15 protein-coding genes are annotated in these 16,391 nt (G+C 71.7%); 9 read left to right on the top strand and 6 right to left on the bottom strand.

Going from position 1 to position 16,391, the window contains the following annotated elements; genetic code table 11:
- Positions 1-9 precede the first annotated feature (9 nt).
- The gene (locus BLW14_RS28170) at positions 10-729 is read right to left on the bottom strand and encodes a hypothetical protein (protein ID WP_093709938.1); all 720 of its coding nucleotides are present in this window, start codon (positions 727-729) and stop codon (positions 10-12) included.
- 292 nt (positions 730-1,021) lie between these two features.
- Here BLW14_RS28170 and BLW14_RS28165 point away from each other — a divergent pair, with 292 nt between their 5' ends.
- Both BLW14_RS28165 and BLW14_RS28160 read left to right on the top strand, forming a co-directional pair.
- Positions 1,022-2,845, top strand: coding sequence for an ABC transporter transmembrane domain-containing protein (locus BLW14_RS28165; RefSeq protein WP_093709937.1), 1,824 nt, complete (start codon positions 1,022-1,024; stop codon positions 2,843-2,845).
- A complete protein-coding gene (locus BLW14_RS28160) occupies positions 2,842-4,698 on the top strand; it encodes an ABC transporter ATP-binding protein (protein WP_256332890.1) in 1,857 nt (618 codons plus the stop codon). Before BLW14_RS28165 ends, BLW14_RS28160 begins: the two co-directional genes overlap by 4 nt.
- Before the next feature lie 39 nt (positions 4,699-4,737).
- Here BLW14_RS28160 and BLW14_RS28155 read toward each other — a convergent pair whose 3' ends face one another.
- On the bottom strand, positions 4,738-5,529 hold the full coding sequence (locus BLW14_RS28155; RefSeq protein WP_093709936.1) for a metal-dependent hydrolase: 792 nt from the start codon (positions 5,527-5,529) through the stop codon (positions 4,738-4,740).
- Positions 5,530-5,698: 169 nt separating this feature from the next.
- Here BLW14_RS28155 and BLW14_RS28150 point away from each other — a divergent pair, with 169 nt between their 5' ends.
- Positions 5,699-8,212: a DEAD/DEAH box helicase gene (locus BLW14_RS28150; protein WP_093709935.1), complete on the top strand. Its 2,514-nt coding sequence runs from the start codon at positions 5,699-5,701 to the stop codon at positions 8,210-8,212.
- Positions 8,213-8,229: 17 nt separating this feature from the next.
- A complete protein-coding gene (locus BLW14_RS28145; protein ID WP_093709934.1) occupies positions 8,230-9,114 on the top strand; it encodes an acyl-CoA thioesterase in 885 nt (294 codons plus the stop codon).
- Between the two features lie 4 nt (positions 9,115-9,118).
- On the opposite strand, the gene BLW14_RS28140 is transcribed toward BLW14_RS28145, so the two are convergent.
- Positions 9,119-9,331 carry a DUF6011 domain-containing protein gene (locus BLW14_RS28140; RefSeq protein WP_093709933.1) on the bottom strand — a complete coding sequence of 71 codons (213 nt, stop codon included), beginning with the start codon at positions 9,329-9,331 and terminating at the stop codon, positions 9,119-9,121.
- 68 nt (positions 9,332-9,399) lie between these two features.
- Here BLW14_RS28140 and BLW14_RS28135 point away from each other — a divergent pair, with 68 nt between their 5' ends.
- The 3 genes from BLW14_RS28135 to BLW14_RS28125 all read left to right on the top strand — a co-directional run bounded on the left by BLW14_RS28135 (position 9,400) and on the right by BLW14_RS28125 (position 12,728).
- On the top strand, positions 9,400-10,098 hold the full coding sequence (locus BLW14_RS28135) for a hypothetical protein (protein WP_093709932.1): 699 nt from the start codon (positions 9,400-9,402) through the stop codon (positions 10,096-10,098).
- 84 nt (positions 10,099-10,182) lie between these two features.
- Complete coding sequence (locus BLW14_RS28130) at positions 10,183-10,818, top strand: hypothetical protein (protein ID WP_093709931.1); 636 nt, start codon at positions 10,183-10,185, stop codon at positions 10,816-10,818.
- Positions 10,819-10,976: 158 nt separating this feature from the next.
- Positions 10,977-12,728: a cation:proton antiporter gene (locus tag BLW14_RS28125; protein ID WP_093709930.1), complete on the top strand. Its 1,752-nt coding sequence runs from the start codon at positions 10,977-10,979 to the stop codon at positions 12,726-12,728.
- Positions 12,729-12,735: 7 nt separating this feature from the next.
- Here BLW14_RS28125 and BLW14_RS28120 read toward each other — a convergent pair whose 3' ends face one another.
- Entirely contained in the window at positions 12,736-13,170 is a 435-nt protein-coding gene (locus BLW14_RS28120) for a DUF7144 family membrane protein (protein WP_093709929.1), read from the bottom strand.
- Positions 13,171-13,401: 231 nt separating this feature from the next.
- Between BLW14_RS28120 and BLW14_RS28115 the strand changes: the two genes are divergently transcribed.
- Together BLW14_RS28115 and BLW14_RS28110 are read left to right on the top strand one after the other, a co-directional pair.
- Complete coding sequence (locus tag BLW14_RS28115; RefSeq protein WP_093709928.1) at positions 13,402-13,950, top strand: GNAT family N-acetyltransferase; 549 nt, start codon at positions 13,402-13,404, stop codon at positions 13,948-13,950.
- A gap of 29 nt (positions 13,951-13,979) precedes the next feature.
- Entirely contained in the window at positions 13,980-14,468 is a 489-nt protein-coding gene (locus tag BLW14_RS28110) for a glutathione peroxidase (RefSeq protein ID WP_093709927.1), read from the top strand.
- On the opposite strand, the gene BLW14_RS28105 is transcribed toward BLW14_RS28110, so the two are convergent.
- Both BLW14_RS28105 and BLW14_RS28100 read right to left on the bottom strand, forming a co-directional pair.
- Complete coding sequence (locus tag BLW14_RS28105) at positions 14,465-14,863, bottom strand: hypothetical protein (protein WP_093709926.1); 399 nt, start codon at positions 14,861-14,863, stop codon at positions 14,465-14,467. The genes BLW14_RS28110 and BLW14_RS28105 overlap by 4 nt on opposite strands.
- Positions 14,864-15,018: 155 nt before the next feature.
- A complete protein-coding gene (locus BLW14_RS28100) occupies positions 15,019-16,245 on the bottom strand; it encodes an acyl-CoA dehydrogenase family protein (protein ID WP_093710868.1) in 1,227 nt (408 codons plus the stop codon).
- Positions 16,246-16,391: the final 146 nt, after the last annotated feature.

Here is a 16,391-nt window from a genome sequence, read left to right as displayed (position 1 = left end):
GCGCCTCCCTCAGGCGCGGAGGTCGGCCCGGTCACCCATGACGATGACCGGGTGCTGCTTCGGGTCCAGGGTGCGCAGTATGTGTTCCATGGCCTGCTTCGAGACGCTCACGCACGCCGAGGTGCCGCTGCCGTGGTCCATGTGCAGCCAGATGCTGCCGCCCTTGGACCGGCCCTGCGGGCGCGTCGGGTCGTTGGGCGGCGTGCCTTTGACGCGGTTGTAGTCGATGGCGATGACGTAGTCGAAGTCGTGCCAGGCGGCTTTCGCCCAGTAGTGCGGCGCCTGGATCGAGGTGGTCTGCGTATACGGGAGACGTGCGCCCGGGTCGGGCAGTACGCCGGCCGCGTCGCTGAGGGTGAAGACTCCGACGGGGCTGCGCTTGTCGTCCTCGTGGTGGTCGGCCGTCCAGCCCTTCTTGCCGTTGTGGCCCTTCCAGGCGGCTTTCCTGTCCCAGGTGGAGCCGGACTTGGTGTAGAGCACGACGGTGGAGTCCGGGGAGTTCCTGCCCTCGCCGTAGACGGCGACGACCTGGCGGGACCGGGCCGGGATCTTCGACCGGAGCCGGTCGCCCACATCGGGGATGCGCTTCAGGTCGGTGGTCGGGGCCTTCGACCGGCCGCCTTCCGCGGCGGCCGAGCTGTCGGCGCCGCCCTTCCGCGGTTCGTTCCCGTCGCCGCAGGAGGTCAGGGTCGTGAGCAGGACACCACAGGCGGCCGCCGAGACCACCACTCGTACCGCACCGGCTATATGCATCCATCCATGCTCGCACCCGGCGATGTGCGCCCTCGCCCGCCCCGGGCCGGCCCGGCGAAAGCGTGCCCAATCTTTACCCGCCCGCTCTCCCGCGGCGGTACGGGCTGTCCTCTCCCCCGGCATAAAACCGTTTGCCGCGTCCCCGGCGCTACGCGAGGCTTGCACGGTTTGGTTCCCCCGTCTGCGCACCCCCGCAGGCGATCCAGTGCTGCCCCGACGCGCTTCCACCGCGCCTCGCGGGCCCGGTCTTCCGATCCTTTGGGACGTCATGCACATTCGCGATCTTCCGTATTCGGACCCCGGCGACCCCGACGTCCGTTCGGGGCCCCGCTTCCTGATCTGGCTGGGCCGCAATCAGATCCGCGGCCAGCTCAAGTCCCTTCTGTGGGGGCTGCTGCACCAGTGCTCGATCGCGGGCTACCCGCTCGCGGTGGGGCTCGCCGTCCAGGCGGTCGTCGACCGGTCCGGGGGCCGGCTCGCGCTGGCCGGTGCGCTGACCGCGCTGCTGGGCGTGCTGACCGCGGCGAGCGACGCCATGGTCCACCGCAGCGCCGTCACCAACTGGATCACGGCCGCGGCCCGGGTGCAGCAGCTGCTGGCCCGCAAGACCGCGGAGCTGGGTGCGCTCCTGACGCGCAGGGTCGCGGCGGGCGAGGTGGTGGCGGTGTCCACCGGTGACGTGGAGAAGATCGGCTGGTTCGTCGAGGCTCTTTCGCGCTTCCTGGCCGCCGCCGCGATTCTCGTCATCATCAGCGTCGGCCTCCTTCTCTATCTCCCGCCCCTGGGCATGCTCGTGGCGATCGCCGTGCCGTTCCTCGCCCTGTCCGTGCTGCCGTTGCTGCCCCGCGCCACCCGACGGGCCGACGTACAGCGCGAGAAGGGCGGAAAGGCGACCGAACTCGCCTCCGACACCGTGGCCGGGCTGCGCGTCCTGCGCGGCATCGGCGGCGAGCAGCTCTTCCTGGACCGCTACCGGCGCGCTTCGCAGGAGGTCCGCAAGGCCGCCGTGCACAGCGCCCGGATGTGGTCGCTGATCTCGGCGGTCCAGGTGCTGCTGCCGGGCGCCCTGCTGCTGGCCCTGGTGATCCACGGCGCCGCGCTCGCCCGGGACGGCGTGATCGAGGTCGGTCAGCTGGTGACGGTGTACAGCGCGGTGACACTGATGCTGTTCCCCCTGCGGAACGTGGAGGAGATCGCGCAGGCCTACTCCTTCTCGCGGCCCTCCGCCGAGCGTGCCGTACGGGTGCTGTCGCTGCGCCGGACCTCCCGGGAGGCCACGGCCACCACCGCCCCGTCGGGCGACCTGTACGACCCGGCCACGGGTCTGCTCGCCCCGCGGGGCCTGTTCACCGCCGTGGTCTGCGGCGACCCCGACGAGGCGGGCCGACTGGCGGAACGGCTCGGCGGCCACGCCCAGCCCGACGCCGACGCCGATGCCTACGAGCCGCCGTCCGTCCTGCTGGGCGGCGTACCGCTCGACGACCTGGAACCGGCCGCCGCCAGGACCGTGGTCCTGGTCCAGGACAAGGACCCGGTGCTGCTCTCGGGCACCCTGCGCGAACTGCTGGACGTGCCGTCGTCCGGGCGGGTGGAGCCCGAGGCCGCCCTGACCGCGGCGCAGTGCGACGACGTGCTGGCCGCGCTGGCCCAGGCGTCCCCCGACCCGGACTGCGAGCCGCTGGACACCCGGATCACCGAGCGCGGCCGGTCCCTGTCCGGCGGCCAGCGCCAGCGGCTCGCCCTGGCCCGGTCGCTGCTGACCGACCCGGAGACCCTCGTCCTGGACGAGCCCACCTCCGCGGTCGACTCCCACACCGAGGCCCGGGTCGCCGCGGGCGTCAAGGCGCTGCGGACGGACCGTACAACCGTCGCCTTCTCGTCCTCGCCCCTGCTGCTGGACCTGGCCGACCGGGTGGCTCTGGTGGACGGGGGCACGGTCGTGGCGGTCGGCACGCACCGCGAACTGCTGCGCTCCGAGGCGCGCTACCGGGCGGTCGTCACCCGTGACACCGACGACGAGATGGCGCCCGCGGCCGCACCCGAGCGGCGCGAGGGCATCGGAACCAACCAGGAAGTCGAGGAACGGGCATGAGAGGAGAGGCAGTGACCGGCGTCGCCGCACCGGCCCACGAGAAACCGGACCACGGGACAACGGCCCGGAGTACACCCGCGCACCAGCCGCCCGCCTACGACCCGTCGGCCCCGGAGACGGCGACGACCCTGCCGGTCGCCGGTCCCACGACCGTACGGGCGTACGTCGTGGAGCTGCTGCGGCGCCACCGGAAGCCGTTCGTATTGGTGACCCTGCTCAACACGCTGGCGGTGATCGCGTCGATCGTCGGCCCGTACCTGCTGGGCGGGCTCGTCGAGGACCTGTCCGACGGCGTGCGCGACCTGCATCTGGAGCGCACCGCCGTGGTGTTCGCGGTGGCGCTCGTCGTGCAGACGGCGGCCACGCGGATGATGCGGCTGCGCAGCGCCATGCTGGGCGAGGAGATGCTCGCCGACCTGCGCGAGGACTTCCTCGTCCGGTCGGTACGGCTGCCTCCGGGGGTACTGGAGCGGGCCGGTACGGGCGATCTGCTGTCCAGGATCACCACGGACATCGACCGCCTCGCCAACGCCATGCGCGAGGCGGTTCCGCAGCTGACGATCGGCGTGGTGTGGGTGGGGCTGCTCGTCGGCGCCCTCACCGTCACCGCTCCCCCGCTGGCCCTCGCGGTTGTCGTGGCACTGCCCGTGCTGCTCATCGGCTGCCGCTGGTACTTCCGCCGGGGGCCGTCGGCGTACCGTTCCGAGGCCGCCGGTTACGCGGCGGTCGCGGCGGTGCTGGCGGAGACCGTGGACGCCGGGCGGACCGTGGAGGCGCACCGGCTGGGGGCACGCCGGGTCGCCCTGTCCGATCTGCGCGTCAGGCAGTGGACCGCGTGGGAGCGGTACACGCTGTTCCTGCGCACGGTGCTCTTCCCGGTCATCAACATCACGTACGCGACGATTCTCGGCGCGGTCCTGCTGCTGGGCGGCTGGTTCGTCATCGAGGGGTGGATGACCGTCGGCCAGCTCACCACGGGTGCGCTGCTCGCGCAGATGATGGTGGACCCGATCGGTCTGATCCTGCGCTGGTACGACGAGTTGCAGGTGGCCCAGGTGTCGCTGGCGCGGCTGGTGGGCGTCCGGGAGATCGAGCCGGACGCGGGCGACGCCGAGGTCGCTCCGGACGGCCGTGACGTGCGGGCGGACGAGGTTCGTTTCGGGTACGTGGACGGGGTCGACGTCCTGCACCGGGTGTCGCTGGACGTCGCGCCGGGTACGCGGCTGGCGCTGGTCGGCCCGTCGGGTGCGGGCAAGTCGACGCTGGGGCGGCTGCTGGCAGGGATCTACGCGCCCAGGACCGGTGAGATCACGCTCGGCGGCGCGGAACTGTCGCGGATGCCGACGGAGCAGGTGCGGTCGCACGTGGCGCTGGTCAACCAGGAGCACCACGTGTTCGTCGGTTCGCTGCGGGACAACCTGCTGCTGGCCCGTACGGACGCCGAGGACGCGGAGCTGTGGGCGTCGCTCGCCGCGGTCGAAGCGGACGGCTGGGCGAGGGCGCTGGAGGACGGGCTCGACGCCGACGTCGGCTCGGGCGGTCTGGTGGTCACCCCGGCGCAGGCCCAGCAGATCGCGCTGGCCCGGCTGGTCCTGGCCGATCCGCACACGCTGGTCCTGGACGAGGCGACCTCGCTGCTCGACCCCCGGGCGGCCCGCAACCTGGAGCGGTCGCTGGCCAGGGTGCTGGACGGCCGTACGGTGGTGGCCATCGCCCACCGGCTGCACACCGCGCACGACGCGGACGTGATCGCCGTGGTCGAGCAGGGCCGGATCAGTGAGCTGGGCAGCCATGACGAGCTGGTCGCGGCGGACGGTGCGTACGCGGCGCTCTGGCGGTCCTGGCACGGGTGACACGGCGCCCGGGGGCCGGTCCACCGGCCCCCGGGCGGTTCAGATGACGTTCATCGCGGCCGCCGCGCCCACGCCGCCGAGGATCATGAAGACCGGCATCAGCACCTTGATCTCCACCCAGCTGCCGGCCTTGAAGCGCATGACCTTCGGCGGGCCGATCGGGTACCAGCGCTTGCGGCCCAGGGGGATCGGCCACAGGATCGGGCAGCCCGAGACGGTCAGCGCGTCGCCGATGTCGTGGACGAGGGCGCCGAGCACGATCGGCAGCCCGAGCCACAGGTACTCCTGGCCGGGGTCGGTGAACAGCCAGTCCGCGCCGTTGCCCGGCTTGTCGAGGATGCCGGCGAGGATCCACGCGCTGGTCGCGCCGAGCAGCCACACCAGGACGTCGCTGGAGACGCGGGCGGCGCGCCAGAGCAGCCCCTCGACGGCGAGGACGAGGTGGACGAAGAGGATGGCGAGGACGCCCCACCGGCCGCCGGTGATCGCGATGGCCGAGGCGCCCGCCCCGATCAGCACCGCCCATACCCAGGTGTGGGTGAGGGTGCGGTGGCCACCGTTGCGGTTGGAGTCGCCCCGCAGCTTGGTGGCTTTGTAGACGGCGTGCGAGAGCTTGTCGACGATCTCGCACACCCCGCGCGAGAGGGGGCCGAAGGCGCGCGAGATGGTCGCCGACTTGTGGTCGAGGTCGGGGGCGAGCGCGGCACCCGCGCTGATCAGGGCCCCGACCACGAGGACGGGCCACGGCATGGTGTAGCCGGTCGCGGCCGCCGCGGCGCCCACCCCCAGCCAGGCCGCTGCCCCTGACAGAGAGTGTGCCGGTCCCATCATGACTGCCGAGCCCCCGTAGGTGTCGCCGTGTGCCCCGGGTGGTGCCCGGGCGCGTGATCCGGCCAGCGCCGTTGCGGCGTGGCCGAGTTGAGAGGGCAGCGTATCGTCCGTGATCTTCGGGCCGTCGTCCGGTTCCCTCATCCGGGCGGAAGACAGGCAAGATGGGGGCGTGACCCTTATCGATCAGCTGCCCCCGACCGACGATCCCGACGCTCTCTTCGAGGCCTTCTCGTCCTGGACCGAGACGCAGGGGATCACCCTCTACCCCGCTCAGGAGGAGGCGCTGATCGAGGTGGTGTCGGGGGCCAACGTGATCCTGTCGACCCCCACCGGGTCCGGGAAGAGCCTGGTCGCGGCGGGTGCGCACTTCACGGCGCTGGCCCAGGACAAGGTCACCTTCTACACCGCGCCCATCAAGGCGCTGGTCTCGGAGAAGTTCTTCGACCTGTGCAAGCTGTTCGGCACGGAGAACGTCGGCATGCTCACCGGGGACGCCTCGGTCAACGCCGACGCCCCGGTGATCTGCTGCACCGCCGAGGTGCTGGCCTCCATCGCGCTGCGCGACGGGAAGTACGCGGACATCGGCCAGGTCGTGATGGACGAGTTCCACTTCTACGCGGAGCAGGACCGCGGCTGGGCCTGGCAGATCCCGATCCTGGAGCTGCCTCAGGCGCAGTTCGTCCTGATGTCGGCGACGCTCGGCGACGTCCGGATGTTCGAGGAGGACCTGACCCGGCGCACCGGCCGCCCGACGTCGGTGATCCGTTCGGCGACGCGTCCGGTGCCGCTGAGCTACGAGTACCGCCTGACGCCGATCACGGAGACGCTCACCGAGCTTCTGGACACCCGGCAGTCGCCGGTGTACATCGTGCACTTCACGCAGGCGGCGGCCGTGGAGCGGGCGCAGTCGCTGATGAGCATCAACATGTGCACGAAGGAGGAGAAGGAGAAGATCGCCGATCTGATCGGCAACTTCCGCTTCACCACCAAGTTCGGGCAGAACCTCTCGCGGTACGTGCGCCACGGGATCGGCGTGCATCACGCGGGCATGCTGCCCAAGTACCGCAGGCTGGTGGAGAAGCTGGCGCAGGCGGGTCTGCTGAAGGTGATCTGCGGTACGGACACGCTCGGCGTCGGCGTCAACGTACCGATCCGGACGGTGCTGTTCACGGCGCTCACCAAGTACGACGGCACCCGGGTGCGGACGCTGCGGGCGCGGGAGTTCCACCAGATCGCCGGCCGGGCGGGGCGGGCGGGGTTCGACACGGCGGGCTTCGTCGTGGCACAGGCCCCGGAGCACGTCATCGAGAACGAGAAGGCGGTCAAGAAGGCCGGTGACGACCCGAAGAAGAAGCGGAAGGTCGTCCGCAAGAAGGCCCCCGAGGGCTTCGTGGCCTGGTCGGAGACCACGTTCGACAAGCTGATCCAGTCCGATCCGGAGCCGCTGACCTCGCGTTTCCGGGTCACGCACACGATGCTGCTGTCCGTGATCGCCCGGCCGGGCAACGCCTTCGAGGCGATGCGGCATCTGCTGGAGGACAACCACGAGCCGCGCCGGGCGCAGCTGCGGCACATCCGCCGGGCCATCGCGATCTACCGGTCGCTGCTGGACGGCGGTGTGGTGGAGCAGCTGGACGAGCCGGACGCGGAGGGCCGCATCGTGCGGCTGACCGTCGACCTCCAGCAGGACTTCGCGCTGAACCAGCCGCTGTCGACGTTCGCGCTCGCCGCGTTCGAGCTGCTGGACCCGGACTCGCCGTCGTACGCGCTGGACATGGTCTCGGTGGTGGAGTCGACGCTCGACGACCCGCGCCAGATCCTGGCGGCGCAGCAGAACAAGGCGCGCGGCGAGGCGGTCGGGCAGATGAAGGCCGACGGCATCGAGTACGAGGAGCGGATGGAGCTGCTCCAGGAGGTGACGTACCCGAAGCCGCTGAGCGAGCTGCTGTGGCACGCGTACGACGTCTACCGGCGCAGCCACCCGTGGGTGGGCGACCATCCGGTGTCGCCGAAGTCGGTGATCCGTGACATGTACGAACGGGCCATGACGTTCACGGAGTTCACCTCGAACTACGAGCTGGCGCGCACCGAGGGCATTGTGCTGCGGTATCTGGCGAGTGCGTACAAGGCGCTGGAGCACACCATTCCGGACGACCTCAAGTCCGAGGACCTGGAGGATCTGATCGCCTGGCTGGGCGAGATGGTCCGGCAGGTCGACTCCAGTCTCCTGGACGAGTGGGAGCAGCTGGCCAACCCCGAGGTGGAGACCGCCGAGCAGGCGCAGGAGCGGGCGGACGAGGTCAAGCCGGTCACGGCGAACGCCCGCGCGTTCCGGGTGCTGGTGCGCAACGCGATGTTCCGCCGGGTGGAGCTGGCCGCGCTGGACCGGGTCCGTGACCTGGGCGAGCTGGACGCGGAGGCGGGCTGGGACGAGGACGCGTGGGGCGAGGCGATGGACGCGTACTGGGACGAGTACGAGGAGCTGGGCACCGGTCCCGACGCCCGCGGTCCGAAGCTGCTGAAGATCGACGAGGACGCGGCGCACGGTGTGTGGCGGGTCCGGCAGACGTTCGCCGACCCGAACGGCGACCATGACTGGGGCATCAGCGCGGAGGTCGACCTCGCCGCGTCGGACGAGGAGGGCCGGGCGGTCGTGCGGGTCACGTCCGTGGGCCAGCTGTGAGAGCGGAGAACGACGGCATGACGAATCCGGCCGAGCGCCTGGTCGACCTGCTCGACCTGGAGCGGATCGAGGTCAACATCTTCCGGGGCCGCAGCCCCGACGAGTCGCTTCAGCGGGTCTTCGGCGGCCAGGTCGCGGGTCAGGCGCTGGTGGCGGCGGGTCGCACCACGGACGGGGACCGGCCGGTGCACTCGCTGCACGCATACTTCCTGCGGCCGGGCCGTCCCGGCGTGCCGATCGTGTACGACGTGGAGCGCGTCCGGGACGGCAGGTCGTTCACGACCCGCCGGGTGACGGCGGTCCAGCAGGGCCGGACGATCTTCAACCTGACGGCGTCGTTCCACCGGCCGGAGGAGGCGGGCTTCGAGCACCAGCTGCCGCCGGCCCGGGTGGTGCCGGATCCGGAGGAGCTGCCGACGGTCGCCGAGGAGGTGCGCGAGCACCTGGGAGGTCTGCCGGAGGCCCTGGAGCGGATGGCGCGGCGTCAGCCGTTCGACATCCGGTACGTGGACCGGCTGCGCTGGACGCGGGACGAGATCAAGGACGCGGATCCGCGCAGCGCGGTGTGGATGCGCGCGGTGGGGCCGCTGGGCGACGATCCGCTGGTGCACACGTGCGCGCTGACGTACGCGAGCGACATGACGCTGCTGGACGCGGTCCGCATCCCGGTGGAGCCGCTGTGGGGTCCGCGCGGCTTCGACATGGCGTCCCTGGACCACGCGATGTGGTTCCACCGGCCGTTCCGGGCGGACGAGTGGTTCCTGTACGACCAGGAGTCGCCGGTCGCGACGGGCGGGCGGGGGCTGGCGCGCGGCCGGATCTACGACCGGGCGGGCAATCTGCTGGTGTCGGTGGTGCAGGAGGGCCTGTTCCGGCGGCTGGGCGACGCGGCGTCCGCGTAACGGCTCAGGTGCCGGGGAGGACGTCCTGCTCGACCTCGTGCCGCCGGTGACGGATGTCCGGCGACGCGGGGTGCAGTCGGGCGTCGCAGGTGGGGCCGAGGCCGGTGCGTCGGGACTCCGTGCCGGTGAGCGGGCGGCCGCACAGACGGCAGCGCACGACGCGGGGGCCGGTCGCCTCGGCGGTGCCGGGCAGCGGCTCGGCTTCTGGTGATTCCACCCCGTCATCCTCTCAGGCGGCGGGGCTAGTGTTCGACTTCCCGATCACCACAACGGAGGAGTACGCAGGTGGCCACCGTCCTGAAAGTGAGTCCCGTCGCGACAGGGAAGAAGGCGCGGAAGGGTGCGGCGGTCACGGCCCCCGTCCCGCCCTTCAGTCACGTCGTCACCGTCAGGGACGAACCCGCCGGTGAGTCGCGGACGCCGGCCCATCTGGAGCGCGAACTGCCGCCGGGCGGCATACCGGCGTACCTCGCGGCCCGCAAGAACGGCGCCCGCTCGTTCGTCCTGTGGGCCGACCCGGAGCGCCGTTCCCGGCTGGCAACGGTCGTGACGGCGGCGGCCGGTGACGGGGTGTCGGCGTTCCAGGTGCTGGGCGGTCACGGGGAGGTTCTCGGCACGGTCGTCCGCGAGAAGGCGTGTTCGGGCAAGGGCCTGCGGACCCGCTGGACGGTCACGCAGACCGGCTGCCCGGAAGCCGTCGGCCTCAAAGGCCGGATCTTCTGGTGGTACGTGTGGTGGCTGCTGTTCCCCCTGTGGCTGGCGATCGGGGTGGGGAGCCTGCTGGGAGGCGGCGGCGACGTACCGCGCGGCCCCCGGCGCATCCGCTGGCGCGCCGCCGGTGAGGTTCCGCTGGAGTTCCGGTCGGACGGCGAGGTCGTCGTACACGCCCCGTGGGTCGACCAGCGCCTGGCTGCCGCGCTGGTCGCCCTGATCACGTCGTTCGACAGCTGGCTGGGCATGCCGTGGGACGACAAGCGGGAGTGACGGGCCGGGGCCGGGGTCACTCAGGGCCCGGATGGGTACGGCTACTCATACGTCGCGCACATCCCGGCACATAGCGTCGACCGCATGTTCAAGACCCCGGTACGCGGCATCCGTACCCCCGCACGGCCCCTCCTCCGTAGTGTCGTCGGCGTGGTGACGGTGGCCCTCGCCGTCGGCGCCGCCCTGGCGGGGAACTGGGCATGGCATGGTGCGCCGTACCCATCCGTCGACCCCGATTCCGTCGCACGACGGGTCAAGGACCGGTCGGACCGGGTGTACGACGGCTTCGCGCTGCCCGGGACGTACGCCGCCACTCCGGGCAGGATCGACACCGGCAGCTGCTACTACCGCGGACTGGACAGCCTCGCCCACATCGACGAGGCGCGCACAGACGTCCACAGTTTCGGCCTCGACTGGAGCGTGCCCGGCGTGCCCGAGCCGACCGCCCGGGAGGCACAGCGGCGCGTGCGCGACCGGCTGGCGAAGCAGGGCTGGAAGCTCACGCACGAGGGTGATCGTGCCGGTGCGACTTTCCGTGAGCTGGGCTTCCGCTTCGAGAGTCCCGACGGCGGGGACCTGGTCGACGTCCAGTGGAACGACTCGACCACGACCCTCTTCATCAGCGTCTACGCGCCCTGCGGGCAGACCCCTGACGGGTTCGACGAGTACGACTGGCCCGAAGCGCACTGGTACCCGAAGGGGCGGGCCGCCGGGGTCTGAGGGCGCCGCCGCCTGGTCCGTCCGGGGGATGCGGGGCCGCGGAGGACGCCCGGGACGCGAGCCCTCGCACCTCCGCCGCCCCGCGGCACGGAAGCTGGAACGCGCGCTGCTGTGCGGGTCGCGTCCGGCGCCCGGGGTGCGCCGGAGGAGGCGGGTCGATGACGGCGGATCAGGTGTACGTGGGGCTCGGGCTGATCGTGGTCCTCGCGGTCGGGTCGCAGTTGCTGGCGAGCCGGTTGCGGGTGCCGGCGCTGCTCGTACTGCTGCCGGCCGGGTTCACCGCCGGGGCGCTCACCGACGACGTCGATCCGCAACGGCTGCTGGGGGCCTCCTTCTCGCCGCTGGTGTCGCTGGCGGTCGCGGTGATCCTGTACGACGCCGGGCTGGGGCTGGACCTGAAGCGGCTGAAGGGGCACAACCGGCGGGTGGTGATCCGGCTGCTGTGGCTGGGAGCGCTGCTGACGGTCGTGTCCGCCGCCCTGTTCGCCGTACCGGTGCTGGACATGTCGGCGCAGGCGGCGGTCATGCTCGCGGCGATCCTCGTCGTGTCGGGGCCGACGGTGGTCGGGCCGCTGCTCGCCTTCGTACGGCCCACCGAGCGCTTGCAGCGGATCCTGGTCTGGGAGGGCTCGCTGATCGACCCGGTAGGCGGGATTCTGGGTGCACTCGTCTTCCACGGGGTCCTCGCGGGCAGCAGGCCGGGGTTCGGCAGCGGCCTCGGGCACTTCCTGGCCAGCGCGGCGCTGGGCGTCGGGGCGGGCGCGGTCGGCGCGGGGGTGCTGTGGCTGGTGCTGTGGCGGGTGCGGATCGGCGAGGAGCTGGCGACGTCGGTGCAACTGGCGGCCGTGATCGGCGTGGCAGCCGCCTGTGACGCGCTGCGCGACGACACGGGCCTGATCTCCGCCGTGGTCATGGGGATGGCCATGGCCAACCTGCCGGGCCTGGAGCTGCCCACGCGCCGGCCGTTCTTCGAGACGCTGGTCTCCTTGATCATCGGGCTGCTGTTCGTCTCCATCTCGGCGACGGTGACCCCGGCGTCGCTGCGGCACGTGGTGCTGCCCTCGCTGGCGCTGGTCGCGCTGCTGGTCCTGGTGACCAGGCCGCTGATCGCGCACCTGGCGGCGGCCCGCACCGATGTGCCGGTCCGGGAGCGGTGGTTCGTCGGCTGGATGGCGCCCCGGGGCATCGTCGCGGCGGCCACCGCCTCCACGTTCTCGGCCGAACTCGCCGCGCACCACATCGGCGGTGCCGAGCGCATCCTGCCCGCGACCTTCGTGGTGATCGTCGCGACGGTGATGCTCTACGGCCTGACGGCGTTTCCCGTGGCGCGGCGGCTCGGGGTACTGCGGTCCGCCCGCTCCCGGCCCCTGCTGGTGGGCGGAGCGCCCTGGGCGGTCGACCTGGCATGCGCCCTGAGAACGGCGGGTCTCGACGTGCTGATGTGGGCGGGCGCGGACGAGGAGCGGGCGCGGATCGAGGCGGCCGGGCTGGAGCTGGCGCCCGGCGAGCTGCTGGCCTCGGCGGAGGGCATCGGCATGGTGCTCGAAGGGATCACCGACGTGCTGCTGCTCACCGGTGAGGACGACTTCAACGCACTGGCCTCGCTGACTCTCCGCGAGAGCGTCGAGGGGACGGTACGCCGTCTCGCGCCGTCCGCGGCGAGCGAGGGTGCAGTGGCCCCGTACGCCGGGGGCGAGCCCTTGTTCGGCGCGGGCCTCACCCGGCCCGAGATCGCGAGGAAGCACGCGGCCGGGGCGCGGGTGGTGACGCGGCCGGCGGCCGGCCCGCCCGCGCCCCGTGAGCAGGTGCTGTTCGTGGTACGTCCGCAGGGGTGGCTCGTGCCGGTCACGGACAACGAGCGCCCGGAGCCGGTCCCGGGCGACACGCTCGTGCTGCTGAGAGAGCCGTGAGCCCCGTTCACCCCCTCGCGCGGTTGTCCCCGCCCGTGCAGAGCGCCCAGATGATGAAGACGTCGACGGCGATGAGCACGATGGACCACAGCGGATAGTGCGGCAGCCACGCGAAGTTGGCCAGTGCGCCGAGACCGGCGAGAACCACGCCGATCACGCGGGCCCAGAAGGCGCCGGTGAACAGGGCGCAGCCCGCGATCACGATGACGATGCCGAGGATGAGATGGATCCAGCCCCAGCCGGTCAGGTTGAACTGGAAGACGTAGTTGCGCGTGGCGACGAACACGTCGTCCTTGGCGATGGCGGAGATCCCCTGGAGGATCGCCATCGCACCGCCGAAGATCATCAGGACCGCGGCGAACGCGGTCCAGCCCGTTCTGAAGGGGTGGTGCGATCCGTGGGTGCCGTGCGTCGTCTGTGCTGCACTGCCGGTGCCGGCCATGTCGGGCCTCCTTCGTTGGAACGGGCGTCCGGCGGGAACGGTGTGCCGCACCGGGCGTCCCGGTTCCAGCGTGGCACGAGCGTGCGTGCCCGGCACCACGGCGGGCAGGGGGCCGTGGGAGCGCCGCTCGCCCCCGCGGTGGGCGGCGGCTTATGATCACGCCGCTCTCCGCGCGGGCCGGCGTACGGCCCCCGCCGGTGCCGCCCCCTCGTCCCGTGGAAGGACTGCCCCATGACCGAGATCGTCCCGGTGTCCGGACCCGAGCTGGTCACTTACGCCGATGAGCTGGCCGCACTGCTGGTGGAGACCGTCGAGGGCGGCTCATCGGTGGGCTTCCTCGCGCCGCTGGACCGGGCCGCCGCCGCCGAGTGGTGGCGCGCCAGGGCCGCGTCCGTGGAGGCGGGGCAGCTGGAGGTGTGGATCGCCCGGGACGGGGAACGCATCGCGGGGACGATCGGCCTGGTGCGGGCCCCGCTGCCCAATGCCCGCCACCGCGCGGAGGTGGCCAAGCTGATGGTCCGCCCGTCGGCGCGCGGGCGCGGTCTCGGCAGGGAGCTGCTGGCCGCGGTCGAGCGCGCGGCGGCCGAGGAGGGTGTCACGCTGCTGGTCCTGGACACGGAGAGCGGCAGCCCGGCGGAGCGGCTGTACCGCGCGGCGGGCTGGACGGAGTGCGGGTCCGTCCCGGACTACGCGGCCGACCCGGCCGGAGTGCTGAAGCCGACGACCTTCTACTACAAGGCGGCCGGTCTCGTACCGGAGGGCGGCCGGGGACGAGAATGATCCCCGAAGACACCGATGAGGAGACATCCATGACGCTGTACGACATTCCGCTGCGCACCCTGGGCGGCGAGCCGACGTCGCTGGGCGACTACCGGGGCCGGGCGGTGCTGGTGGTGAATGTGGCATCGAAGTGCGGTCTGACCCCGCAGTACGCAGGTCTGGAGCGGCTCCAGAAGGAGTACGGGGACCGCGGCCTCACCGTGCTCGGTGTGCCGTGCAACCAGTTCGGCGGCCAGGAACCGGGGAGCGCCGAGGAGATCGAGACGTTCTGCTCGACGACGTACGGAGTGAGCTTCCCGCTGCTGGAGAAGACCGAGGTGAACGGCGAGGGCAGGCACCCGCTGTACGTGGAGCTGACCCGGCTCGCGGACGCCGACGGCGAGGCCGGGGACGTCCAGTGGAACTTCGAGAAGTTCCTGATTTCCCCGGCGGGCGAGCCGGTGGCCCGCATCCGCCCCCGCACCGAGCCGGACGCCCCGGAACTGGTCGCGGCGATCGAGGCCCAGCTGCCCGCCTAGGCGCGGCTCAGCAGCAGGGAGCCCTTGGGGTAGGTGGCATCTCCGCCCACGTTCGTCACCTGGACGCGGACGGGGGTGTCCTCCTTGATGTTGCCGGTCTTCCACGGCGTGCAGTAGGGCGCGGTGTGGCCTCGGGTGGTCGCGACGCGGTCCCAGGTGCCGTCGCGGTCTATGTCGAGCTTCACCTCGACGCTCCAGCCGTCGGCCTCGGTGTCGCAGGCGCGGATCGAGTCCCCGGGGGCGGAGCCGTACGGATCGGCGTTCCACTCCCCGTAGCCGCCGAAGACCGCGTCGACCGTCCGCGGCTCGGCGGACGCCGTCGTCTGTACGGTGACGACGAGCCCGAACGCCGTGGCGGCGACTGCCGCGATCCGTCCCGCACCGGACCCCACCATCGCTGCCCCCTCCATGTCCCGGTCACGATCTCCACGGGGAATCTACAGGTACATGGCAGGCGCACACCATCGTGACGGCGGACGCGGGCGGCCCCCGGCCCCCGGTGGTGAACCGGGGGCCGGGGGCCGCTCGTGGGTGCGGGCCGCCAGGGGTGTCAGCGGATGGGCATGCCGGACAGGGTGCGGGCGATGACCAGCCGCTGGATCTCGCTGGTGCCCTCGAAGATCGTGTAGATCGCGGCGTCGCGGTGCATGCGCTCCACCGGGTACTCGCGGGTGAAGCCGTTGCCGCCGAGGATCTGGACCGCCTGGGCGGTGACCTTCTTGGCCGTCTCGCTCGCGTACAGCTTGGACATGGAGCCCTCGGCCGACTCGAACGGCTTGCCGGTGGTGGCCATCCAGGAGGCGCGCCAGACCAGCAGCCGGGCCGCGTCGATCCGGGTCCGCATGTCGGCGAGCTGGAAGGCGATGCCCTGGTTGTCGATGATCGGACGGCCGAACTGGGTCCGCGTCTTGGCGTAGTCGAGCGCCACCTCGTACGCGGCACGGGCGGTGCCGACTGCCATGGCGCCGACGGCCGGGCGGGACGCCTCGAAGGTGGCCATCGCCGCGTTCTTCACGCGCTCGCCACCGGTGGCGGCGCGCTCGCGGGCGCGGGCGAGGCGCTGGTCCAGCTTGTCCTTGCCGCCGAGCAGGCAGTGCCCCGGAACGCGCACGTCCTCCAGGACGACCTCGGCGGTGTGCGAGGCGCGGATGCCGTGCTTCTTGAACTTCTGGCCCTGGGAGAGGCCGGGGGTGTTCGGCGGGACGATGAAGGAGGCGTGCCCCTTGGAGCCGAGCTCGGGGTCGACGACCGCGACGACCACGTGGACGTTGGCGATGCCGCCGTTGGTCGCCCAGGTCTTGGTGCCGTTGAGCACCCACTCGTCCTTGGCCTGGTCGTAGACCGCGCGGGTGCGCATCGACGCGACGTCGGAGCCGGCGTCGGGCTCGGAGGAGCAGAAGGCCGCGACCTTCACGTCGTCGGCGTCCCCGTACATCTGCGGGATCCAGGTGCCGATCTGCTCCTCGGTGCCGTTGGCGAGGACGCCCACGGCCGCCAGGCCCGTACCGACGATGGACAGGGCGATGCCCGCGTCGCCCCAGAACAGCTCTTCCATGGCCATCGGGATGCCGAGCCCCGTAGGATCGAAGAACTGCTGGGCGTAGAAGTCGAGGGAGTAGATCCCGACCTTCGCCGCCTCCTGGATGACGGGCCAGGGCGTTTCCTCACGCTCGTCCCACTCGGAGGCGGCCGGCCGGATCACGTCCGCGGCGAAGCCGTGGAGCCAGTCACGGACCTGCTTCTGGTCATCGTTGAGCTCAAGCGTGAACTCGGCCATGTTCCCCTCCACGTGCTGTCGTCGAAACGCTTCGTTACTTGCGGTAACAACAGTCTGTTACTGGCAAGTAGCCTCTGTCAACCGGATGAGACGCCATCCGCACCGCGCCGGACAGGGTGTTACGTTGCGCAGGCACGACGGACAGC

Source organism: Streptomyces sp. 2131.1 (genome assembly GCF_900105515.1).
Classification (GTDB): domain Bacteria; phylum Actinomycetota; class Actinomycetes; order Streptomycetales; family Streptomycetaceae; genus Streptomyces; species Streptomyces drozdowiczii.
The sequence above is the reverse complement of the archived record's forward strand: the minus strand, read 5'-3'. Positions and strand labels throughout refer to the sequence as shown.